General features: G+C 69.2%; 20 protein-coding genes and 2 pseudogenes. 13 read left to right on the forward strand and 9 right to left on the reverse strand.

All coding sequences use genetic code 11. From position 1 onward, the window contains the following. Window positions 1–42: 42 nt before the first annotated feature. Window positions 43–306 carry a hypothetical protein gene (locus BZY54_RS50385; RefSeq protein WP_143668126.1) on the reverse strand — a complete coding sequence of 88 codons (264 nt, stop codon included), beginning with the start codon at window positions 304–306 and terminating at the stop codon, window positions 43–45. A 429-nt stretch (window positions 307–735) separates the two neighbouring features. On the opposite strand from BZY54_RS50385, the gene BZY54_RS26215 reads away from it, so the two are divergent. After that, the gene (locus tag BZY54_RS26215; protein WP_086727787.1) at window positions 736–1401 is read left to right on the forward strand and encodes a hypothetical protein; all 666 of its coding nucleotides are present in this window, start codon (window positions 736–738) and stop codon (window positions 1399–1401) included. A gap of 270 nt (window positions 1402–1671) precedes the next feature. Further along, window positions 1672–2028 (forward strand): annotated as a pseudogene (locus BZY54_RS55575) (recombinase family protein); the annotation flags it as partial. On the opposite strand, the gene BZY54_RS52350 reads toward BZY54_RS55575, so the two are convergent. Together BZY54_RS52350 and BZY54_RS26225 are read right to left on the reverse strand one after the other, a co-directional pair. Further along, window positions 1936–2184: a hypothetical protein gene (locus BZY54_RS52350; protein WP_208640772.1), complete on the reverse strand. Its 249-nt coding sequence runs from the start codon at window positions 2182–2184 to the stop codon at window positions 1936–1938. The pseudogene BZY54_RS55575 and the gene BZY54_RS52350 overlap by 93 nt on opposite strands. 32 nt (window positions 2185–2216) lie before the next feature. Then, window positions 2217–2855, reverse strand: a complete 639-nt coding sequence (locus BZY54_RS26225; RefSeq protein WP_086727805.1) for a TetR/AcrR family transcriptional regulator — start codon at window positions 2853–2855, stop codon at window positions 2217–2219. A gap of 103 nt (window positions 2856–2958) precedes the next feature. Here BZY54_RS26225 and BZY54_RS26230 point away from each other — a divergent pair, with 103 nt between their 5' ends. From BZY54_RS26230 to BZY54_RS53590, 5 genes and pseudogenes are all read left to right on the forward strand, one after another. After that, window positions 2959–3402: an acyl-CoA dehydrogenase family protein gene (locus BZY54_RS26230; protein WP_086727788.1), complete on the forward strand. Its 444-nt coding sequence runs from the start codon at window positions 2959–2961 to the stop codon at window positions 3400–3402. 2 nt (window positions 3403–3404) lie between these two features. Continuing rightward, window positions 3405–4964, forward strand: a complete 1560-nt coding sequence (locus BZY54_RS26235; RefSeq protein ID WP_208640769.1) for an MFS transporter — start codon at window positions 3405–3407, stop codon at window positions 4962–4964. Between the two features lie 880 nt (window positions 4965–5844). Next, the gene (locus tag BZY54_RS53585) at window positions 5845–6231 is read left to right on the forward strand and encodes an integrase core domain-containing protein (RefSeq protein ID WP_244217339.1); all 387 of its coding nucleotides are present in this window, start codon (window positions 5845–5847) and stop codon (window positions 6229–6231) included. Window positions 6232–6544: 313 nt separating this feature from the next. After that, window positions 6545–7942 (forward strand): MFS transporter, encoded by a 1398-nt coding sequence (locus tag BZY54_RS26245; RefSeq protein WP_086727789.1) that lies wholly within the window; start codon window positions 6545–6547, stop codon window positions 7940–7942. A 190-nt stretch (window positions 7943–8132) separates the two neighbouring features. Next, window positions 8133–8495 (forward strand): annotated as a pseudogene (locus BZY54_RS53590) (transposase); the annotation flags it as partial. Between the two features lie 223 nt (window positions 8496–8718). Here BZY54_RS53590 and BZY54_RS26255 read toward each other — a convergent pair. Further along, the gene (locus BZY54_RS26255) at window positions 8719–9678 is read right to left on the reverse strand and encodes an electron transfer flavoprotein subunit alpha/FixB family protein (RefSeq protein WP_086727790.1); all 960 of its coding nucleotides are present in this window, start codon (window positions 9676–9678) and stop codon (window positions 8719–8721) included. A gap of 34 nt (window positions 9679–9712) precedes the next feature. Further along, window positions 9713–10492, reverse strand: a complete 780-nt coding sequence (locus tag BZY54_RS26260) for an electron transfer flavoprotein subunit beta/FixA family protein (protein WP_086727791.1) — start codon at window positions 10490–10492, stop codon at window positions 9713–9715. Between the two features lie 219 nt (window positions 10493–10711). Here BZY54_RS26260 and BZY54_RS26265 point away from each other — a divergent pair, with 219 nt between their 5' ends. After that, window positions 10712–12505, forward strand: coding sequence for an MFS transporter (locus tag BZY54_RS26265; protein WP_341868709.1), 1794 nt, complete (start codon window positions 10712–10714; stop codon window positions 12503–12505). 83 nt (window positions 12506–12588) lie between these two features. On the opposite strand, the gene BZY54_RS26270 is transcribed toward BZY54_RS26265, so the two are convergent. From BZY54_RS26270 to BZY54_RS26280, 3 genes are read right to left on the reverse strand one after another with little or no spacing between them, the layout of a single operon-like run. Next, window positions 12589–13734, reverse strand: a complete 1146-nt coding sequence (locus BZY54_RS26270) for a thiolase C-terminal domain-containing protein (protein ID WP_086727793.1) — start codon at window positions 13732–13734, stop codon at window positions 12589–12591. Further along, on the reverse strand, window positions 13734–14141 hold the full coding sequence (locus BZY54_RS26275; RefSeq protein ID WP_086727794.1) for a Zn-ribbon domain-containing OB-fold protein: 408 nt from the start codon (window positions 14139–14141) through the stop codon (window positions 13734–13736). Before BZY54_RS26275 ends, BZY54_RS26270 begins: the two co-directional genes overlap by 1 nt. A 7-nt stretch (window positions 14142–14148) precedes the next feature. Beyond that, window positions 14149–15033, reverse strand: coding sequence for an SDR family NAD(P)-dependent oxidoreductase (locus BZY54_RS26280; RefSeq protein ID WP_086727795.1), 885 nt, complete (start codon window positions 15031–15033; stop codon window positions 14149–14151). Window positions 15034–15333: 300 nt separating this feature from the next. Between BZY54_RS26280 and BZY54_RS26285 the strand changes: the two genes are divergently transcribed. The 5 genes from BZY54_RS26285 to BZY54_RS26305 all read left to right on the forward strand — a co-directional run bounded on the left by BZY54_RS26285 (window position 15334) and on the right by BZY54_RS26305 (window position 22168). Continuing rightward, on the forward strand, window positions 15334–16599 hold the full coding sequence (locus BZY54_RS26285) for an acyl-CoA dehydrogenase family protein (RefSeq protein ID WP_086727796.1): 1266 nt from the start codon (window positions 15334–15336) through the stop codon (window positions 16597–16599). Between the two features lie 100 nt (window positions 16600–16699). Continuing rightward, window positions 16700–17923: an acyl-CoA dehydrogenase family protein gene (locus BZY54_RS26290; RefSeq protein WP_086727797.1), complete on the forward strand. Its 1224-nt coding sequence runs from the start codon at window positions 16700–16702 to the stop codon at window positions 17921–17923. 121 nt (window positions 17924–18044) lie between these two features. Then, window positions 18045–20303, forward strand: a complete 2259-nt coding sequence (locus tag BZY54_RS26295) for an acetate--CoA ligase family protein (RefSeq protein ID WP_086727798.1) — start codon at window positions 18045–18047, stop codon at window positions 20301–20303. Next, on the forward strand, window positions 20300–21418 hold the full coding sequence (locus BZY54_RS26300) for an acyl-CoA dehydrogenase family protein (RefSeq protein WP_086727799.1): 1119 nt from the start codon (window positions 20300–20302) through the stop codon (window positions 21416–21418). The genes BZY54_RS26295 and BZY54_RS26300 overlap by 4 nt, the downstream gene beginning before the upstream one ends. Window positions 21419–21499: 81 nt before the next feature. Next, window positions 21500–22168: an enoyl-CoA hydratase-related protein gene (locus BZY54_RS26305; RefSeq protein ID WP_086727800.1), complete on the forward strand. Its 669-nt coding sequence runs from the start codon at window positions 21500–21502 to the stop codon at window positions 22166–22168. A gap of 97 nt (window positions 22169–22265) precedes the next feature. Here BZY54_RS26305 and BZY54_RS26310 read toward each other — a convergent pair. After that, window positions 22266–22775 (reverse strand): PHP-associated domain-containing protein (locus BZY54_RS26310; protein ID WP_208640770.1); only part of this gene is annotated, 510 nt, incomplete at its 5' end.

Genomic DNA, 22775 nt, shown 5'->3' on the forward strand with positions numbered 1-22775 from the left:
GATACCGTTCTTCTGCCAGTGATCTCGCCCACAGTGCCGGCCTCAAGCGCCGACTGGCTGGGGTTCGTCGACGAGAACCCAGCTCAGGGCGCGGGTGGCAGGGATGTGGCAGCCGGTGACGACGAGGTAGATGGTGTCGGGGTCGACGGCGATCCGGGAGGCGGAGGCAAGCGGTTCGAGGCCGACGCCGACGCAGCTGCCGTGGATGGTGACCAGGTCCCACAGTTGGTGCAGCGACCGGGCGGCGCCGCCGCCGTGATGAGGCTGGGTGATGGCCCATGCTGTGAAGGTGCTGGCCGAGTACATCCAGCATCACCGGGCACCGGCCCCACCAGTCCCGGCAGCAACTGCCCCCGGACAGCGACGAACCACCTGTTCTGGCCACCGTCACCGACCTCCAGGTTCACCGGATCCGGCGACACCCCGCCCTCGAAGGATTGATCAACGAGTATCACCGCACCGCCTGACCAAACGACTCACCACAGCTCGCAGCACCGACTCGTATTTTCGAGCGGTACAGACAGGTATCGTCAGGCCTCCTTGCCCTGCCACCGCGAACACGGCGGCGGTCAGGACCAGACCGGTGATCAACCGAGCGACCAGGCGAACCTCCAATCTGGGTCCGGGATCTATGCCAGACGGGCGGGCATTACTAGAATCCACTTCGGAAAACAACTCTGCGTTAGAGCGGCGCCTATATGGCGGCGTATTCGGACGAGTGAAGGGCCCAGGGCAATGACGCTGCGTAGTGGGGCCGTGGAGTGGATTGGTCCCGTCGAGGCGCCGCACGGCCTGCTTGAGGCCGCGCGGCGGGTGTTCGCCGAGCGCGGCTTCTCCGGGTCGCGCCTGTCCGACACGGTGCGTCGCGCCGACTGGGGCGACAGCGACTGCCGCCCCATCCGGATGGACGACCTGTTCGTCGCCCTATGGGCGGAGCACCAGGCCGCCCACGACGCGGCGACCAGCAGAGCGGTGGCGCAGGCCAGGCAGCTGGGCGTCTCCGATCCCGGCCAGCTTTTCGAGAGCGGGGCGCGCGCCTACCTCGAGGGCGCCTGGCAGCGGCGCGACCTGGTTCTGCTGTTCTCCTCTGGAGACGCCCCACACGGGTTCGCGGCCATCGAGCGGCGTCGGTTCTGCCAGTGGATCCGCCGCAACGTCCAGGCATTCGGGCTGGCCGATCGGCCCGAGGACCGGTTGTATGTCCAGGCCCTCACCTTGGTCGTCGGCCAGGGTAGCTGCGAGGTGGCGGCAGCGGGTAATTTCCGCCAGGCCGGAACCGTGATCGACGCGGTTCTCGGGTACGCGCGGGTGCTGCTGGCTGACAAGCCGCGGGCGGCGAACCATGGCGGGTGTCGCTACGTCGGCCTCCGGTCGGGGCGCGGGCTCGGTACCGGCTCCTGACGCGGGGCGGGCTCCGTGTCGATGTGGATGTAGCGGCCGCAGCGCAGCGCGGTGACCGGCCCGCCGCGAGCGTGAGTCCGGTGGCCAGAGCGAAAACCACCGCCATGCGGTGGTGGCCGTCGGCCTGGAGTCGGAGTTCGTTTGCGACCGGCACGTGGATGCGGATCTGTCCGCGGCCTACGCGGTGCTGGTGCCTCAGCGTCGGGCCGGCCGGCGGCGGCAGCGGCGAGGGAGGGGCGAGCGGTGACCAGTGCCGCGATCCACGCCTTGGTGTCGTCGGTCCGGTGGAAGAAAGACCCGACGATCGCCTCGCAGACCGCCGCGCTGCGCACGCACGCCGGCCAGTTGCGTCTTGAGGTTCCTGAGGAGTGGGTATTCGATGACGAGGGCCACTCCGGCGCCACGCTGGTGCGTCCCGCCCTGGAGCGGCTGCGGGACCTGATCGCCACCGGATGCGTGGATGTGGTGCTGTGCTGCAACCCGGACCGGCTGGCGCGCAGGTTCCACTACCAGGCCCTGCTGATCGAGGAGTTCTCACGTTCCGGCTGCCGGATGGAGTTCGTCAAGGGTCCGCGCGGCGAAAGTCCCGAGGACCAGCTGCGGGTCCAGTTCCAGGGCATGTTCGCCGAGTACGATAAGGCCCAGTTGATGGAACACTACCGACGCGGCAAGACCTATCGGGCTCACATCGGCTCGGTCAACGTGCTCGGTGGTGCCCGGCTCGGCTACCGCTACCTGCAGAAAACCCCTGATTACGGCGCGAGCTATGAGATCGTCGCGCATGAGGCGACGCTGGTGGCGGAGCCGTTTTGCCGCTACGCCGAGGAGGGCGCCTCGATCACCGAGCTGAGGACCTCGAGCGGAGCGAGGCGGCGGATCAGGGCGACGGCGGCCTTGATCACCTCGTCGGCCTGGGCCTTCGTCTCGCAGGCGGCCACTTCACGCCCGGCTGCGCCGATCGCGGCGGTCAGGATCGCGGCGGTGAGCCGCTCGGGGATGGTGTCACCACCTCCGCAGAGTAGCGCGGAGTTCTGCCGCAGCCACTCCCGGCCGCGCGTGCGCCGCATCAGCTCGAAGCCGGGTGGGGCGTCACCGTCCATGAATTTCAGGGTCAGGTCCCGGCGTTCCCACGCGCTCTCCAGGTAGGCCCGGGCGCCCGCGACGAAATGGTCCACGGGCTCGGTGGCTCCGCCCTTCCGGACATCGGCCACACTGGACTCGGCGGCCCTCTCCAGGGCGCTCTGGTGCTCCTCCCACAGGGCGAGGAACAACTCTGCCTTGCCACCGAAGTGGTGGTAGAGGCTACCCACGCTGGATCCCGCCCGCTCGACCACGTCGGAGATGCTGGCGTCTGCGAAGCCGTGTTCGCCGAAGACCTCACGCGCGGCCCGCAGCATGCTCTCGCGCGTCTGCGTGGTGCTGTTCCACTCCCATGAGGACTTGCGCCGGTTCATGCGCGTCATGGTACTTCCACCGCCCCGTATCTCCTTGACACTGTCCGACCGCAGTTGAAATCCTATCCTAGAGGGCGATTCTAAAATCCTCCCGGAGGCGGCCATGGACTTCTCGCTCAGCACCGAGGAACGACAGATCCTCGGCGCCGTACGCTCGTTCGTCGAGAAGGAGGTCATACCGCTTGAGCCTGAGGTCCTGCGCAACGAGCGTGAAGGCCGTCCGGGGCTCGACGCCGAGACCGTGCGCGCCCTGCAGGCCAAGGCCAGGAAGGCCGGTTTCTGGGGCATCAACACCCCCGAGGAGTACGTCGCTGCGGCGCTCGGCCCGATCGTGTCGGCTGTCGTCGCCATGGAGACGGGCCGCACGTTCGTCCCGTTCCGCTTCGGCGGCACCGCGGACAACATCCTGTACGCGGGTGGCGAGGAGCAGAAGCGGCGCTACCTGATTCCCCCCATCGAGGGTGAACGGCGCTCCTCGCCGTGGCGCCGGCCCCGTACCGTGACCGCCGCAGCCGGGGACATGCCGGCCGTGGCGAAGGCCGGCTGACGGTGTCCGCGAAAGTCCCGGAGGAGGAGACGTCCGAACGGGAGCAGCTGCGCTACGCGTGGCGGGTGCTGTCGGTGGTCGGCCTGGCGAGCATCACGACCGGCATGGGCAGCAGTTCGCTCAACGTGGCGCTGCCCGAGGTGGTCCGTCACTTCGGTGCAAGCGCGGCGGCCGCCTCGTGGATGCTGCTGTCGTTCCTGCTGACCAACACCGTGCTGATGGTGGCGTTCGGCCGCCTGGCCGACATGTTCGGCCGGCGCGTCATGTACCTGTGGGGCCTCGCCACGTACACCGGCGGCAGCCTGCTCCTGGGATTCGCTCCGGGGGAGTGGTACGTCGTCGGGCTTCGGGTGGTGCAGGCGGCGGGTGGCGCCATGCTGCTGACCAACAGCGCAGCGCTGCTGAGCGAAGCCTTTCCCCGCCGGCACCTGGGACGCGGCATGGGCATCTACATCGCGTCGTTCTCGGTCGCGCAGCTCGTCGGGCCCACCCTGGGCGGTGTCCTGACGCACCGGCTGGGTTGGCAGTGGGTGTTCTGGTTCAACGTGCCGCTCGGCGTCGTCTGCTTTGTCTGGGGTGCGTTCACCCTGCGCAGGACTGGCGGGACCGGCGGGGAGCGCGGTCTGGACGTGTCGGGCAACCTGCTGGTCCTGGTCTCGCTCGGAGGACTGCTGCTCGGAGTGTCGCAGGCAGGGGAACAGGGCTGGAGCGACCCGACGGTCCTGGCCGGTGTGGCGGCGTTCGCCGTGTCCGTCCCGGTGTTCGTCGCCGTTGAGCGGCGCAGTCGGCACCCGGTGGTGGATCTACGGCTCTTCGCCGACCGGGTGTTCGGGTTCGACCTGCTGGCCGCGCTGCTCAACACCGTGGCGCGGATGGCCGTGGTCCTCCTGGTCGCGCTCTTCTACCAGGCGGTGCGGGGGGAGGATCCGGTCTCGGCGGGCCTGAGGGTGCTGCCGACATCGATCGCGATGGGGGCCACATCGATGTCCGCGGGGCGGCTGCACACCTGGCTGGGCCCGCGGATGGTCGCCCCGCTCGGCTGCATCACGGGCAGCGTCGGCCTTCTGGTGCTGCTGGTGTCGGTGTCCGAGGATCCCGGATACGTGCCGATGTGTGCCGGGATGGTGCTCGTCGGTGTCGGAGGGGGGATGTTCATGCCCGCCACCGCCACCAACATGCTGGACGAACTTCCCGACAACCGGGTGGGCATCGTCAACGCCATGCGGCTCATGGTGCAGAACGTGGGTGTCATGGTCAGCACCGGACTGGGAACCTCGCTGATTGCAAGTCAGCTCCCGGCCTCACTGCGGCCCGAGGTCTTCGCAGGCACCCTGTCCCATGGCGCACCCGGCGAGGTGGGGAAGCTGATCAGCGGTTACCGGGTTGCCCTGGCCGTGATGACCGCCGTCTCCGTGCTCGCCGTGGCGGCCTCGCTCGCCGGCCGCCGCAAACCCGGTGCCGTGAGCCTCTGGCCGGACGACGACACCCCGGGCTGCACCCCCGCCGACCCGATGCCGTCCCAGCAGGGAAGGGGGCACGGGACAGAGGGGAGCAAGGCGTGACCGGCACGACTCCCCGGCACGGCCAGGACGTCCGCGGGACGGGCGCCGGTCTCGGGAGCCGCCCGGCCCCCGCCGCGGACGGTGCCCGTTCGGGCAGGCGACGGGGCGCCCGTGTCCCCGGGGTGAGTCGGTCAGGTGCGTCGTGCCGCGGTCGATCACCACCGTGCCGTCCTCCTTGACGGTGCGGAACAGCGCGGTGGCACCGTCCGTCCACATCCGTACGGTCAGCGACTTCCCTGGCAGGACGGGCGCGCTGAACCGGGCCGGCATCCCGGCGAACCAGCGACACCAGTTGGCTGTCCTGCAGCGGCGGACTGCCGCGCGTCACCCCCAGCGGACCGCGCCTTCCTGGCCGCGCTCCTCCACCGGCTCCCCAGGGACATGCTGCGACAGCTGGATCTGATCGTCTCGTTGGAGGCGGTTTTGGGGTGGCGCCGTGACCTCATGCGCGTCGTCACGCTGATGTTTCACGTCCCAAGCGGTCTGGCATGGGCACCGATCCGCCCCCAGCCTTCGGTCGGGAGGTGCCCCCAGCAGTATCCGGGCACTTGTCCTGCGCTTGGGCCGCGAGCACAGGTCCTGGGGTATCGGTGCATCCACGGCGAACTCGCCGTGCATCAAGGTGGCACCACCACGGTCTGGGAGATCCTGCGAGCGCACGCGATCGAGCCAGCGCCCGAACGCAACCGTCAGACCTGGGCCGCGTTCGTGCGCGGCCAAGCCCACGCGATCCTGGCCTGCGACTTCTTCACCATCGCGGCCCTTAACGGACCGACCCCTTATGTCTTCGCCATCAGCGAGCACGCCAACCGCCGCATCTCGTCGCGCGATCGCCCATCCCACCACGGACTGGGTCACCGAGGCTGCGAGGAACGTGGCCATGGGCCTCCAGGACGCCGGCGCCACCGTCCGACACCTGATCAGGGACCGCGACAGCCAGTTCACCCGCGCGTTCGGCGCCGTCTTCGCAGCCGAGGGCATCGAGGTCGTCACCACCGGTATCCGCGTGCCCCGCATGAACTCGATCACGGCACGCTGGGTGCAGGCCTGCCGACACGAATTCCTCGGCCGCTCCTTCTGGAACCAGGCCCACCTGCTCCACCTGCTCGGAGAGTTCGAGTCGATCTACAACGAGCATCGGCCTCACCGCACCCTGCACAGCGCGGCACCCCCTGCGCTCCCCGAACCGGACCGGCTCGATCGCCTCGACGTCCGTCGACGTGACCGACTCGGCGGCCTCTTCCGCGTGTACGTCCCTGCTGTCTGACCAGCTGGGACGTAATTATCGGCGCCCGCAGTGCACAGAGTGGAGACGGCCACTTGACACTCCCTCCGGCAAGAGCATAATCCTAGTATTCGATTCTAGAGTTTACTAAATGATTATGCGACCAGTCAGCGGGAATGGGCGCGGTCCACCCGCGCGAGGCTCGGCAATGCGCACAGAGTCAGGCGCGCCGGTCAGGTCGGGCTGGTGACGCTGTTTAGGGAGGTCCGGGACGCGCGGGGTGCCGTTAGGTGTGCGCGAGCCCGTCGCTCCATGTCGATTCGATGCCGCACTGTCATCAGAGAAGGAGACGCGCGTGAGTGAAAGCCAAACTCAAGCCGCGACGGGCCCGCAAGCCAAGTACGCCAACGGCCAGATCGCGGCACGCATAGACCGGCTGCCGCTGACCCGGGTGCAGTACCTGCTGGCAGCCGTTACTCAGCTTTTCTGGGGTTTCCTGATCGACACGGACGGGGTCGTGGCCCGTCTGTACCCGTTCATCTGGGAGCCACAGGGTATGAGTGCGGTCAAGTACTCGTTCCTGTATGCCGGCAACACCGGCGTGGGCATCCTGCTGGGCATCAGTGCGGGAGGGCCAATCAGTGACCGGTTCGGGCGCAAGAAGGTCCTGGTCTCCTCGGGGCTGGTCGGCGCGGTGTTCTTGACGCCCCTTGCGCACACGAACTCGTTCGGGTGGCTGTTGCTGTGGAACATCCTCTACGGCATAGGGATCGGCTTCATGCTCTCGGTCAACAACGTGTACCTGCATGAGCTCGCGCCGCCCGGTTCGCGTCAGAAGCTCGCGATGCGTGCCCAGGCGACGACCGCCCTGTGCTCGTTCCTGCCGGGCATCATGGGTGTGTTCTGGGTGCCGGAGCACTACCGGTGGTTCATCTACGGCCTGGCCATCGCCATGCTGTGCATGGTGCCGGTGGGCGCCATCATCCTGCCCGAGTCGCCGCGGTGGTTGGAGCAGAAGGGACGCCACGCCGAGGCCGACGCGATCGTCTCGCGCTGGGAGACTCGTATCGAGGCGATCACCGGTCGGCCGTTGCCGGAGCCTGAGCCGGAGCGCAACATCGTGGTGCAGACCGAGAAGGTGCCGGTGCAGGAGTTGTTCGGCGGCATGTACGGTAAGCGGATCGTTATGCTGTGCCTCGTATGGATGTGCGGCTACGCCGGCATCGTGTACGGGTTCGGTGCGTTCTCATCCACCTTCCTGAAGCATCAAGGATGGACGGCCGGCCAGTTGTTCTTCTGGGTCTCGATGATCGCGCCCCTCATGCGGCTCTCGGCGTTCATCGCCGCTTCCTTCATCGGTGAGCGGTTCGAACGCAAATCGCTGATCGGCATCGTCGGGTGCGTGTACGGAGCGATTGTGCTGCTGTTCTGGTTCGCCCACGTGTTCCCGCTGCAGGTTGTCATGCTCCTGTGCATCTACCCGTGCAGCACCATGTGGTTGTTCAACATGTACAACTACACGAGCATGTCGTTCCCGACGCGCATCCGATCCTCCGGATACGCGTGGAGCAATGGTGTGGCGCACACCGCCGCAGTCTGGGGGCCGATCGCGGTCGCCCCCATCTTCGCGGCCACCGGTGGCTGGGGCTGGCTGGTCTTCGTCGGCAGTATCGGCGCGATCGTGCCCTCACTCATTGTCGTGACACTGGGTATGCGGCAGAAGGGCCGAACCCTGGAAGAGGTTGCGGTCTAGCCTCGATCTTGCATGAGGGCCCGTCAGCTTGCTGACGGGCCCTTTCTGCTCGTTCAGAGCGGAGATTTCTGCTGGGGGCAGGCTGATGGCCCGGCTGTCGCGCGGGGTGGGCGCCGGGTTCCATGAGGCTGATCCTTTGGAATGGTCACCCTGGCAAACGGATCTTGAAGGTCCAGGAAGGTATGTCCAGGTGGGACGCCAGTGCCCATACCCGGAAGAGTTTCGGAAGGACGCCGTCGCGTTGTACCGAGCTCCCGGTGGCAAGCGCAGGTACGCGGCGGTGGCCGCGGAGCTCGGGATCAGGCGGGGAGACGCTGCGTATGTGGTTCCGCAAGGACACCGCCCAGCACACGTCCGAGAACGGCGTGGGCGGGGCCGGCCATGGTCCGGCTGAGGAACTGACCCGGCTGTGGGCCGAAAACGTCCATCTGCTCAAGGCGGAGACGGAGTGGCTGCTGGAGCGCGAGATCCTGCGCCGGGCAGTCGCCTATTTCGCTCGGGAGGTGAAGTGAAGTCCCGTCTCTCGGACTTCATCTCCGACAACCGCGTCCAAGAAGTCCGCCGGACAGGCGAAGGAGTCCCTCGAGGTCATCGACGTCGCCCAGCTTCTCGTCCACGCCGTCAACCTGCGTGAGTGCGTGGACGCGGGATTCGCCGAGGCGTAGGACGGCGGGTAAGGCGCAAGCAAGTTCACGGGCAAAGACCGCAGAGAAGGAACGGACCGCGGACGATGGGAGCCGCGGTTCGTTCCTCTCGCTCGGGGTTTTGGGGTTCCCTCAGCCCTCCTGCGCGCGCTTGTTGATCTCCGTGGTGAGCTGCGGCACGACGTTGAAGAGGTCGCCGACGACGCCATAGTCGGCGAGCTCGAAGATCGGTGCTTCCGGGTCATTGTTGATGACCATGATCGCCTTGGAGGTCTGCATGCCGGCGCGGTGCTGGATCGCGCCAGAGATACCGACGGCGATGTAGAGCTGCGGCGAGACGGTCTTACCGGTCTGGCCGACCTGGAACTGGTGGGGGTACCAGCCGGCGTCGACGGCCGCCCTGGATGCGCCGACCGCCGCGTGCAGCGCGTCGGCGAGGCCCTCGATCAGGTTGAAGTTCTCACCGCTGCCCACGCCCCGGCCGCCGGACACGACGATCGCGGCCTCGGTCAGCTCTGGCCGGCTGCCGCGCTCCTTGCGCACCCGCTCGGTGACCCGCGCGCCCTTGGCCGCGTCCGGGACGGCGAACTCGACCTTCTCGAGGACGGCCGGCCCGGGCGCGGGCTCGGCCGCGATGGCGTTGGGGCGGATCGCGATGATCGGGACGCCGGAGCACGCCCGCGAGCTGACCGTGATTGCGCCGCCGAAGATCGGCTGCTCCGCGATCAGGTCCGCCGAGAGGCCTGTGACGTCGGTCAGCACACCCCAGCCGGTCTTGACGGCCAGCCGGCCGGCGACCTCGCGGCCCTCCTGGGAGGCCGCGACGAGAACCGCCCCCGGTGCCTTTTCGCGTGCGAGCGCGGCGAGCAGCTCGGCCTTCGGCGCGACGACGTAGTCGGCGAAGTCGGGGCTGTCGGCGATGTATACCTTCGCCGCGCCGAACTCGCCGAGGCGGCCCGCGGCCTCCTCGCCGCCCGGGCCCGCCCACACCACCGAGGGCTCGCCGAGTTCACGGGCGACCGTGAGCAGCTCGGTCGTTACCTTCTTGACCGCGCCGCCGTCGTGTTCGGCCAGGATCAGGATTTCCGCCATTGATCGTTTCCTTCCAGCGGTCAGCGGACTGCGCTCAGATGAATTTCTGGGTTGTGAGGAAGCCGGCCGCCTCGATGCCGCCCTTCCCCTCGTCCTCGACGATCGTGCCGACCTGCCGCGGCGGCCGCTTGCGGAATTCGGTCACTTCGGTCGCAGACGCGCCGAGCCCGGCCTGGTCCGCCGTCAGCTCGAGGTCGGCGAGCGTCAGCACCTCAATCGGCTTCTTCTTCGCCGCCATGATCCCCTTGAAGGAGGGGTAGCGCGGCTCGTTGGTCTTCTCCACCACGCTCACGACAGCCGGGAGGTCAGCCTCCACCATGTCGTAGCCGTAGTCGGCCAGGCGGCGGACGCGGACGGACTGCCCGTCGATCTCGACGCCGTCGGCGAAGGTGAGCTGCGGCACGCCGAGCCGCTCGGCCAGCATTGCCGCCAGGATCCCGGTCCGCGCGTCCGTCGACTCCGATCCGAGTATCACCAAGTCGAAGCCGGTCCGTGCCAGGGCCGCCGCGAGCACGGCCGAGGTCACCAGGGCGTCCGAGCCGTGCAGCGCGGGATCGCTCACGTGCACGCCCTTGTCCCCGCCCATTGCGAGCGCCTTGCGGATCGACTCGGCCGCCTGGTCCGGTCCCATCGACAGGATTGTCACCTCACCCCCGTGCTTCTGAGCCAGTTGGAGGCCCTCCTCGATCGCGAACTCGTCGAGCTCGTTGATGACTGCCTCCACGGCTTCGCGGTCCACGGTGCTGTCGCCCGCCCGGAGTTCCCGGTCGAGACCCGTGTCCGGCACCTGTTTGACGCAGACTGTGATGTTCATGTTCGGCGCCAACCCTCCTCGTTCGCTGCCTGCGGTCGGCGGCGTACCCTGTGCTGCGCACCGCCGAGATAATTCTAGAGTACGGTTCTAGCATGAGCGAGGGTTCGATCTCGGCGGGAGTTCTGCGCTACCTGAGGGGCCGGCTCGACTAGTCTGATGAACAATTCTAGAATTGGCCTGCATCACTCGGGCAAGGATCCCATGGCGGAAGGACGCAGGGTGACCATCAGTGTGCGCGCGGGCGACGGGCAGGAGTCGGCGACGGCGGAACCTGGCGACCGGTACAAGTGGGTCGCGCTGACGAACACCACGGTCGGCGTCCTGCTCGCGACCATCGACGCGTCGATCATGATCATCGCGATGCCGGACATCTTCCGCGGCATCCACCTCGACCCGCTGGTACCAGGCAACAACACGTACCTGTTGTGGATGATCCTCGGGTATCTGGTGACGAGCAGCGTGCTCGTGGTCACTGTCGGCCGCCTCGGCGACCTGTTCGGCCGGGTGCGGATGTACAACCTCGGGTTCGTCATCTACACGATCGCCTCGCTGCTGCTCACCATCGACTGGATGACCGGCCGGTCGGGCGCGCTGTGGCTGCTGCTGTGGCGGATCGTGCAGGGCATCGGCGGTGCCTTCCTCGTCGGCAACTCCGGAGCGATCCTCACCGACGCTTTTCCGCCGCGGCAGCGAGGGCTCGCGCTCGGCATCAACAACGTCGCCGGCATCAGTGGGTCGTTCATCGGCCTGGTTCTGGGCGGGGTCCTCGCGCCGATCAACTGGCGGCTGGTGTTCTTCGTTTCGGTGCCCTGCGGCGTGTTCGGCACTGTGTGGGCCTACCGTCGGCTGCGCGACCTGTCGGAGCGCAGCCACGAGCCGGTGGACTGGCTGGGCAACGTCACCTTCGCCGCCGGCATGATCCTGCTGATGGTGGGAATCACGCAGGGCGTGCAGCCCCACGACGGCCATGCCATGGGCTGGACAAGCCCGATCGTCGACGGGTTCATCGCGGCAGGCCTCGCCCTGCTGGCCGCCTTCGTGCTCGTCGAGACCAAGGTCGCGCACCCCATGTTCCGCCTTGGCCTGTTCAAGATCCGCGCCTTCACGTTCGGGACCATCTCCACGTTCCTGTCCGCGCTCGGTCGCGGCGGCCTGATGTTCATGCTGATCATCTGGCTGCAGGGCATCTGGCTTCCGCAGCACGGCTACAGCTTCGAGAAGACGCCGCTGTGGGCCGGGATCTACATGCTCCCGCTGACGGTCGGCATGCTGACGGCGGGCCCGCTGTCGGGATACCTGTCGGACCGGTTCGGGTCGCGGCCGTTCGCAACCGGCGGCATGCTCGGTGCGGCCGTGAGCTTCGTTCTGCTTGAACTGCTGCCGATCGACTTCCCCTACCCTGTCTTCGCGCTGATCCTGCTGCTGTACGGCCTGTCCATGGGCTGCTTCTCCTCGCCGAACCGCGCGGGCGTCATGAACAGCCTGCCGGCCAGGCACCGCGGTGCCGGCGGCGGCATGAACTCGACCTTCATGAACTCGGCGCAGGTCTTCTCGCTCGGCATCTTCTTCAGCCTGATGATCGCGGGCCTCGCCGCGACGCTGCCGACCACGATGTCCGCCGGCCTGATCGCGCACGGGGTTCCGGCCGCTGACGCGCACCGGGTCAGCAGCCAGCCGCCGGTGTCGATCCTGTTCGCCTCGTTCCTCGGGTACAACCCGATAGAGCACCTGCTCGGCCCCTCCGTGCTCGGTCACCTGTCGGCCGCGAACGTGCACACCCTGACCGGGCGGTCCTACTTCCCCGCGCTCATCTCCGGGCCGTTTCGCTCCGGCCTGCGGGTGGCGTTCGCGTTCTCCATCGCGGCCTGTCTGATCGCGGCTGCCGCGTCGTGGTCGCGGGGCAAGCGCTACGTCGCGGCCGAGCACGAGCAGGCCGCCGCTGCGGCGGCCGCAGCGGACGACGTCGAGGTGCCCGCGGGCCAGGAGGACCTCCCCACGGACCTGGAGGCCTGAGGGCGGGCGGCCCAGGGGCCCACGCAGAACGCGAGGGGGGCCCGCCTGGCGGCGGGCCCCCCTCGCGCTGGCGCGGGCTGCGGTTACCGTGGTTGCTTGCCGAGCACCAGCACTCCGCAGGCGGCGAACATGCCGCCGTTGCCCAGCACCACGCTGATCTCCGGGTTGTCGACCTGGGCGGCCGCCTCGCCCCGGATCTGCCGGACGCCCTCCTGGATGGCGAACATGCCGTACATCCCGGTGTGCGTGTAGGACAGGCCGCCGCCGTTGGTGTTCAGCGGGAGGCGCCCGCCCGGCTCCGTGTTGCCCTCGGCGATGAACGGGCCGCCCTCGCCCTTGCCCACGAACCCGAGGGCCTCGAGGCCGTAGATCGGCACGTGCGCGAAGGCGTCGTAGATCATCAGGTGATCGACGTCGGCGGTGGTGATGCCCGCCTCGGCGAAGGCCTTCTGCCCCGCCTGGCGGAACATCTGCGATTCCGTGAAGTCGAGCATCTGCGAGATCATCGGGGTCTCGGACGACTCGCCGGTTCCGACCAGATGCACGGCCGGCTTGGGGAAGTCGGCCGCGCGCTCCGCCGACGTGACCACGAGCGCGCCGCCGCCGTCGGTGACCAGGCAGCACTCGAGCAGATGGAACGGGTAGGCCACGAGCCGGGAGTCGAGCACGTCCTCGACCGAGATGATGTCGCGGAACGCCGCCCGCGGGTTCTTGGCCGCCCACTGGCGCTGCGCCACGGCGACGTAGGCGAGCTGCTCGTGGGTGAGGCCGTACTCCTTCATGTACCGCAGCGCGGGGATGGTGAAGGTGGTGGTGGGCCCCAGGGTCCCGTACGGCGCCTCGAACTGGCCCACGGGCGAGGCCGCGTCCATTCGGTAGCCGGGCGCGCCGACCCGGGACCGGCCGGACTCTCCGTGGGTGATCAGGATCGTCTTGGCGTAGCCCGCCCTGATCGCCGCGATGGCATGTCGGACGTGCAGCAGGAAGGACGTCCCGCCGACGCCGGTGCCGTCCACCCAGTCGGGATAGATGCCGAGCGCGTGCGCGACCTGGACCGGGCCCGGCGCGGCCACCGTTGCGATCCCGTCGATGTCTTTCATGGTCAGGCCCGCGTCGGCCACGGCGTTGACGGCCGCCTCGATGTGCAGCGCCAGGGTGGAGTGGCCAGGCAGCTTGCCGAGCTCGTTGGTCTCGGCGGCACCCGCGATGATGACGCCAGGGTTGCTCATCACGCCTCCTCGGGGGTGAAGACCGGCAGCGATACGTCGCCGCGCTGCTCGAAGGTGACGCGCAGCGGCATGTCGAGCACCAGGGCCTCGGGCGTGTTGGGCACGCCTACCAGGTTTGTCATCATCCGCGGCCCCTCGGCGAGCTGGACCACGGCGATGGCGTACGGTGCCTCTTCATCGAACCCAGGCGCCGGCCGGTGGTTGATGACGTAGGAGTACAGCGTCGCCTTGCCGCTCGCGGTGAACCACTCGACGCTGGTCGAGCCGCACGATGGGCAGATCGGACGCGGGTAGAAGTACGGTTTGCCGCAGTCGGTGCAGCGCTGGATCCGCAGCTCGCCCGCCGCGCATCCGTTCCAGTAGGGCTTGGTCTCCGGCGTGGGTACCGGCGTCATCTTCGATGCCATCGGCGCCTCAGCCCTTCTTGCCGAGGATCGGGCCGAACGACCGCTCCACCTGCTCGGCGAGCGCGTCGGTCTCCCACGGGCCGGTGCCGATGATCCGGCTGATCGGCTGCGGGTTGTTGTACAGCGAGACCTCGTAGCCCGACGAGTGGATCACCCGGCCGTTGATCCAGCCGGACGCCTCGGATGCCAGGTAGGCGACGATGGGTGCCACGTTGTCGGGCGAGCGCTCGTCGGCGGAGGAGTTCCTGGCCCGGCGCCGGTCGGTCGGCACCGAGTCGGTCATCCGGGTGGACGCACCCGGCGAGATGGCGTTAGCGGTGACGCCGTACTTGGCGAGCGAGTTCGCCGAGGAGTAGGTCAGGCCGACGATGCCCATCTTCGCCGCCGCGTAGTTCGGCTGCCCCGGTGCGCCGTGCAGGCCGGAGACCGACGTGAAGTTGATGATGCGGTTACTCGCGGACTCGTCGCGCAGCGAGCGCCAATGCGCGGACGCGAACCTCGTGGTGTTGAACGTCCCCTTCAAGTGCACCCGGATGACGTCGTCCCACTCCTGCTCGGTCATGTTGAACACCATCCGGTCGCGCAGGATGCCCGCCACGTTGACGAGGACGTCGAGCCTGCCGAAGGTGTCGATCGCGGTGCGGATGAGGCCCTCCGCCGCGGTGAAGTCGGAGATGTCGGCGCCGCTGGCGATCGCCTTGCCGCCGGCCTTCTCGATCTCGGCCACGGTCTCCTGGGCCAGCCCGGAGTCCTGCCCGGAGCCGTCAACCGCCACGCCGAGGTCGTTGACCACCACTGAGGCCCCCTCACGGGCCAGCAAGAGAGCCACCGACCGGCCGATGCCGCGCCCGGCGCCGGTGACGATCGCTACCCGCCCATCCAGTCGTGCCAAGGCAGATCACCCTTCCTTCCACTGCGAAGACAGACCAGGAGTCAGAATCATGTTCTGGAATCAGGCTCTAGTAATTGACTACCTCTGTCAAGGGCGAGCGGCAGCCTCGCGCGGCCCGTGAGCGTCGACCGGCCCACCCGGGCGCTTGCTGACGGCCGCCGATCGGGCGGGCGCCAGTGGACTCGCGGTCCTGGTGTCGGGTGATGAGGCGACGGCCGGCGTTCGGTCTTGACATCAAGGAATAAGGCGAGATCCTAGTATCCAATTCTAGATTTTTGTATCCGGGGAGGGTTGGGGAGGATGCCACAGCCTGAGGACCGGTCCGACGCCTACCTGGCCGCCAGGGAAGCGGCGCTGGGCTGGCTGACCGTCAACTGGGATCCACAATTGTCGGTACGCGCCTGGTGGGCGCGGCTCGCCGACTCCGGGTGGGGCTTCCCCACCTGGCCGGAGGACTGGTTCGGCCGCGGCCTGTCGGCCGACGCCGCCGCCGGCGTCCGGTCAGCGTTCCTGGAGGCCGGGGCTCTTCCGCCGCCCGCCAGCCTCGGCCAGCAGCTCGGCGCGCCGATGCTGCTGCTGCATGGCAACGCGGAGCAGAAGGCCAGGTTCCTGCCGCCCCTCGCCCGCGGCGAGGAGTCCTGGTGCCAGTTCTTCTCCGAGCCCGGCTCGGGCTCCGACCTGGCGAGCGCGCAAACCAGGGCGGTGCTCTCCGAGGCCGGCTGGACCGTCGACGGCCAGAAGGTCTGGACGTCGGGCGCCCAGTGGGCCGACCGAGGGATGCTGCTCGCCCGCACCAACCGGGACGTTCCCAAGCACCAGGGACTGAGCTTCTTCGTCATCGACGTCGGCCAGCCCGGCATCGACGTCCGCCCGCTGCACCAGATGAACGGCGAGCACGGCTTCAACGAGGTCTTCTTCACCGGCGCCCACATCGACGACGACCGGATCATCGGCGAGGCCGGCGACGGCTGGTCGGCCGCCGTGACCGTGCTCATGTATGAGCGCTTCATGGCCTCGTTGCCCACGGCCATGCCGGGCCGCAAGGCCGGCCAGCTCGACGAGCCGGCCGGTGCCGCCGTCCAGCGCGCGGCGCAGGCGCGCAGCTCCGGCCGGACCGGGGTCAGCGAGCTGGTCATCGACGTCGCGGCCCGGCTGGGCGAGAGCGGCGACCCGGTCCTGCGGCAGCGGCTCGCGGCGCTGTGGGCGACGGAGACCATCAACGGCTACCTGGCCCGCGGCGGGCTCAGCGACCGCGAGAGCCGGCGGCCGAGTGCACACGGCTCGCTCACCAAGCTCGCCCGCTCCGAGCTGGTGCGGGCGGGCCGGGACACCGGGCTCAGCGTGCTCGGCGCGCAAGGGCTGCTTCAGGATCCCGCGGTCCCCGGCGGCAGCGAGATCCGGCACCGTGCCCTGTCCAGCCCCGGCGCGTCGATCGCGGGCGGCACCGACGAGATTCAGCGCGGCATCGTCGGCGAGCGGGTGCTCGGGTTGCCCAAGGAGCCACGCACCGACCGGGACGTCCCGTTCCGCGACCTCACCATCGGGACGCAGCGCCAAGCGCCCTGAGTCACGGAGGGGCGGAGGCACGGCCGCCAGGACACCGGGCAGCGGCCCCCTTCCACACACGACCAGTACGCAGAGCAAGCACGAAGCCAGGAGGCTCTCCATGGAACTTGACCTTGGCCCGGAGATCGCGCAGTTCCGCGCGGAGCTCCGGGACTGGATCGCGGCCGAGGCGCCGCAAGGGCTCGCCGACGTGTTCGACTGGAACATGGTCACCAACGCCGGCGGCCGGCGCGGCGCCGCGATGGCCGCCGCGATGGAGCACCCCGCCTACAAGGAGTGGGAGGCCAAGCTCGCTGCCAGGCACCTGATCTGCCCCCAGTGGCCGGAGGAGTTCGGTGGCGCAGGCATGGACGCGGTGCGCGTCGCAGTGCTCAACGAGGAATTCCACCGGGCGGGCGTACCACGGGTGAGCAGGGGCATGGGAGAGAGCCTGGCCGGCCCGTCGATCATCGTGCACGGCACCCCCGAGCAGCACGCGTACTTCCTGCCCCGGATCATCTCCGGCGAGGACGTGTACTGCCAGGGCTTCTCCGAGCCCAACCACGGCTCGGACCTGGCCGCCGTGGAGACCCGCGGCGTCGTGTCCGGCAACGACATCGTCATCACCGGCCAGAAGGTCTGGACGTCGGGCGCCGCCAAGGCGAACATGATGTTCCTGCTCTGCCGCACCGACCCGCGCGCCGAGAAGCATGCGGGCCTGTCCTACGTGCTCATCGACTTCACCGACCCCGGCGTGCAGTACCGGCCGATCAAGCAGATGTCGGGCGCCGCCGAGTTCTGTGAGGACTTCATCGACGGCGTCCGCGCGCCCCTGTTCAACGTCATCGGCGGGCTCAACAACGGCTGGCGGGTCGCGATGACCACGCTGGGCCATGAGCGCGGCGGGCGCGCCACCGTCGCGCACCTCGGCTACGAGCGCGAGTTCTGGGAGCTGGTCGAGACCGCACGCAAGCGCGGCAAGACCACCGACCCGCAGATCCGCCAGCGCCTCGCCTGGGCGTACACCCAGGTGGAGCTGATGCGCTACAGCGGCCTGCGCACGCTCGCCCAGGTCGCCGCGGGTCGCGCGCCCGGCCCCGAGGCCTCGGTGGCCAAGCTCTTCTGGAGCGAGTACCACAAGAAGCTCGGCGAGATCGCCATGGCCATCGAGGGCGCCGACGCGCTGCTTCGGCCCGAGGGCGAGGGCTACCCGGTCACCCCGTGGCAGGGCGTCTTCCTGAGCAGCCGGGCCGGCACCATCTACTCCGGCACCAGCGAGATCCAGCGCAACATCATCGGCGAGCGGGCTCTCGGCCTGCCCAAGGAGCCGCGCCTGGCCGGCTGACGGCCGCGCGGACGGCCAGGCCGGCGTCACATCAGAGCGGCGCCGGCCCCGCCATGCGTCCCTTCCCTCCCGACAGCGCCCTTCCGACGATGGCAACGACAGTGAAGGAGAGTCCCCGGCAATGGCGGACCCGACTGGTTCCCTGACCCCCATCAGTCCCCCTGACCTGCGCGCCGCCAACTACCAGGCGTCCCGCAGGCTCGTCACGCCGCAGCGGCTGTGTGACTTCTTCGCACCGCGCAACGTCGCGATGGTCGGCGCCTCCGACAACTCCGGCTGGGCCCGCATGATCATCACGAGCAGCGCGCAGGCCGATTCTCCCGGCAAGCTGTTCCCGGTGCACCCCAAGGCCAAGTCCGCGTTCGGCATCCCGGCGGTGCCAAGCCTGCGCGACCTGCCCGAGCCGGTGGACCTCGCATTCATTCTGACCGGCCTGCCCGCCGTCGAGAGCGTGCTCGACGACATGGGCGCCGCCGGCATCAAGAACGCGGTCGTGCTAGCCGCCGGCTACCGCGAGGTGGGCGAGGAGGGCCGCAAGCTCGAGGACGCTATGGTGGCGCGCGCGATCGCCAACGACGTCACGATCCTCGGCCCGAACTGCCTGGGCTTCGTCAACGCCCAGACCCGCTCCGCGCCCTATGCGCTGAACCTGCAGCCGCCGCTGCTCGCGGGGCCGGTCGGCGTCGCGCTGCAGAGCGGCGCCCTGGCGAGCGTGGTGCTCGGCTTCGCCAAGCTGCACGGCATCGGCCTGTCCACGCTGACCTCCATGGGCAACGAGTCGATGATGAAGACGGTCGACTTCATCGACTACCTGGTGGAGGACGACGCCACCAAGGTGATCTGCCTGTTCCTCGAGGAGATCGGCGACCCGGAGCGGTTCGCCCTGGCCGCGGAGCGTGCCGACAAGGCGGGCAAGCCGATCGTCGCGCTGAAGGTGGGCTCGAGCCCGGCCGGCCAGAAGGCGGCCCTGGCGCACACCGGCTCGGTCGCAGGCGACGACGCGGTGGTCAACGCCGCGTTCCAGCAGCTCAACATCATCCGGGTGAACACCCTGGAGGACCTGCTCACCACCGGGGCGCTGCTCGGCGACGGCCGGATACCGCGCGGGCGGCGGATGGGCGTGCTGACCGCCTCCGGCGGCTCATGCGACATCATCGCCGACGCCTCGAGCACCCAGGGCATCGAGATACCGGACTTCTCGCCGCAGACCGAGGCGGCGATCGCCCCTCACATGCCGCCGTTCGGCAACCCGCACAACCCGCTGGACGTAACGGCCTTCGGCACGCTGGCCAACCTCAACGCCAGGACCAGCACGATGACCCCGATGGACATCGCGCTCGACGCGGCGGCCGACGACCCGAACCTGGACTTCATCCTGTTCGTCGGCCTGAACCCGCCCGACGTCCGTCCGCCGGACGACGCGATGGCCGAGACGTTCGAGAACCGGGTGTCATGGATCGCCGAGCGCATGGCCTCCTCGCCCATCCCGGTCATCCCGGTCGGCACCACCTGTAACGACCTCAGCCCGTACGGCAAGGAGCAGCTCACCGCCAAGGGCATCACCTTGCTCCCCGGGCTCCAGCTCGGGATCAACGCGATCGGCAACGCGCTGCGCTGGCAGGAGAACCGCGGTAACGTCCACCTGGCCCTGGGCGGCAGGAGCGCCACCACGGTCCCCGTCCCGGCCTCCGGCTCGTGGTCGGAGCAGCAGGCGCGCGACCTGCTCGCCGACGCCGGCGTGCCGGTCGTGCCCGGCGGGCTCGCCACCTCCGCCGATGAGGCCGTTGCGATCGCCGCGAAGGTCGGGCTGCCCGTGGCGATGAAGATCTGCTCAGCGCAGATCGTCCACAAGTCCGACATCGGCGGCGTCGCGCTCGGCATGAGCTCTGAGGCGGAGGTCCGCGTCGCCTACGAGAAGGTGCGCGCCGCCGGCGATGCCGTCGCAGGGGCCACCATCGACGGCGTGCTCGTGACGCCAATGCGGACGGGCGGCACCGAGCTGCTCGTCGGAGTGACGGTCGACCCCACCTTCGGCCCGGTGCTCGCCGTCGGACTCGGCGGCGTCTGGGTCGAGATCATGCACGACTCCAGCCTGCGCGTGCTGCCCGTCGACGCCGTCGACGCCGCCGAGGTCCGGCGGATGCTCGCCGAGCTGCGTGGCCTGCCGCTGCTGCAGGGCGCGCGCGGCAGCCGGCCCGCCGACCTGGACGCGCTGGCCGAGGCCATCACCGGGATCAGCCGGGCGGCGCTCTCGCTCGGCGGCTCGCTGCAGGCCTTGGAGGTCAACCCGCTGTGGGTGAACGGAGATCAGGTCGAGGCGCTCGACGCCCTCGTCATCACCGAGCCGGACGGCTCATCGCGAACGGAGCTGGGCAAATGACGACACTTGGCGCGACCGCGGAGCAGGAAGAGCTGCGCGATTCGGTCCGGCGCTTCCTCGCGGACAGGGCACCGCTTACCCGGGTCCGCGAGCTCATGGAGACCGAGGACGGCACCGACAAGGGCGTCTGGGAGCAGGCCGGCTCGCAGCTCGGCCTGCAGGGCATAGCCATCCCCGAGGAGTACGGTGGCGCCGGATTCACGTTCGCCGAGCAGGCGATCGTGCTCGAGGAGCTCGGTGCCGCCCTGTACGGCGGCCCGTTCCTGGCGAGCGCGGTGCTCGCCGCGACGGCGCTGCTCGCGAGCAGCGATGAGGCCGCGCGCCGCGACCTGCTGCCCGCGATCGCCTCTGGCGAGACCATCGCCACGCTGGCCTTCACCGAGGACAACGGCTCCTGGGACCCGAGCACGACCCGCCTGTTCGCCGCCAAGACCGGCGATGGCTGGCGTCTCGACGGCCACAAGAGCTTCGTGCTCGACGGCGGCTCCGCAGGCCTCATCCTCGTCCTGGGCGTCGCGGACGGCGGGCTGTCGCTGTTCGCGGTGGGCGCCGGCTCGGCCGGACTCACCAGGACCGTGCTTCCGACGCTCGATCAGACCCGCAAGCTGGCCCGGCTCGAGTTCGACGGCGTGACGGCCCGGCTGATCGGCTCGGTCGGCGATGCCGCCGCCATCATGGACCGTGTCCTCGACACCGCCGCCATCGCCCTGGCTGCCGAGCAGCTCGGCGGCGCGCAGCGCGCGTTCGACATGGCGGTGGAGTACTCAAAGGTCCGTCACCAGTTCGGGCGGCCGATCGGCAGCTTCCAGGCGCTCAAGCACCGCATGGCCGACATGCTGCTTGAGGTGGAGTCGCTGCGCTCCGCCGTGAATTACGCCGCTGCGGCCGTGGCCGAGGGGGCGGAGGAAGTTCCCATCATTGCCTCGCTGGTGAAGGCGTACGCGTCGGAGACCTTCTTCCACGTGGCTGCGGAGAACATCCAGATCCACGGCGGCATCGGTTTCACCTGGGAGCACGATGCCCACCTGTACTTCAAGCGGGCCAAGTCGAGCGAGCTGTTCCTCGGCGACGCCACCTACCATCGCGAGCGGCTGGCTTCCCGGATCGAGCTCTGACCGGTCGTTGGTGGCGGTCGCCCGCTACGGCCGGCGGCCGCCACCAACCGCCCCCATCCAGCCCAGCTTCAAGGAGCCGCCGTGCCCGTGCTTGACCGCAAGGACAGCGTCTTCGTCCTCGACCTCGGCGAGAGTGAGAACCGCTTCCACCCCGACTGGATCGCTTCGGTCAACGCCGCACTGGACGCGGTGGACAAGGCCGACGGCCCACGCGCCCTGGTCACCGTCGCTACCGGCAAGTTCTACTCCAACGGCCTGGACCTGGAATGGCTGTCCGCCCACGTCGACAAGCGCCGGGACTACATGGCCTCGGTCCTGGAGCTCTTCGCACGGCTGCTGTCCCTGCCGGTTATCACCGTGACCGCCGTGCAGGGCCACGCCTTCGGTGCGGGCGCGATGCTCACCCTCGCGCACGACTTCCGTGTCATGCGCGCCGACCGCGGCTTTTGGTGCCTGCCAGAAGCGGACCTCCGCATGTCCTTCTCAACTGCCATGGCCGCCCTCATACAGGCACGGCTGACGCCGCAGGCCGCCCACGAGGCCATGCTCACCGGCCGCCGCTATGGGGGCACGGACGCCGCAGCGGCCGGCATCGTCGACCGGGCCGTCGCTGAGGACGCCCTCCTCGCCGCGGCGATAGAGATCGCCGACGCGCAAGCAAGCAAGGCCGACGGCACCGTCGGCACCATCAGGGCCCGGATGTACGCCCCGGTCCTCGCCGACCTGCGCGGTGCCACCCCGCAAGGCTGAATGGGGCAGCACACAGGCCACGGCAAGGCGAGCTAAGGTCCTGCCCTGGAGCAGCGCTGACTGGAGTCACTTCTGGCCCTTCAGGTCGTGCGCTTCCTCATGGCCTCGGCTCATTGGGCGCCCGCCGCGGGTAGCGCGGTGCGTGGTCGCGGTACTCGCCGGTCACCCTCGCGTCGGCCAGGCCGGCGAGGAAGCTCGCCGGGCCGTCGAAGTCGGGCATCTCCAGGTACGCGGCGCCCACGCCTGGCGCGTCGTGCGCGTCGGAGCCCGCGCCTCCCGGTAGCCCGTAGGCGGCGGCGATCGCCGCCGCTCTGGCGTTCAGCGCCGGGTCGGCGATCTTGGCGTTGAAGACCTCGATGATGTCCACGGCGCCTGCGGCGCACAGCCCGGGAAGCAGCCGGCCCATGCTCGACCGGATCCCGTCGTAGGGGTGCGGGACGTAGACAAGACCGCCCTGCGCCCTGATCCGGCCGATGACCTCCGTCAGCGGGAGCACGTAGGGGATCCGCTCGGTGAGGAACAGACCGATCACGTCGCCGTCCGGCGTCCTGATCTCCTCGCCGACGATGATTCGCACGCCCAGGTCGCGCTCGGCCGCGGCCGCGGC

The organism is Streptomyces carpinensis (assembly GCF_002154505.1).
Classification (GTDB): Bacteria; Actinomycetota; Actinomycetes; order Streptomycetales; family Streptomycetaceae; genus Streptomyces; species Streptomyces carpinensis.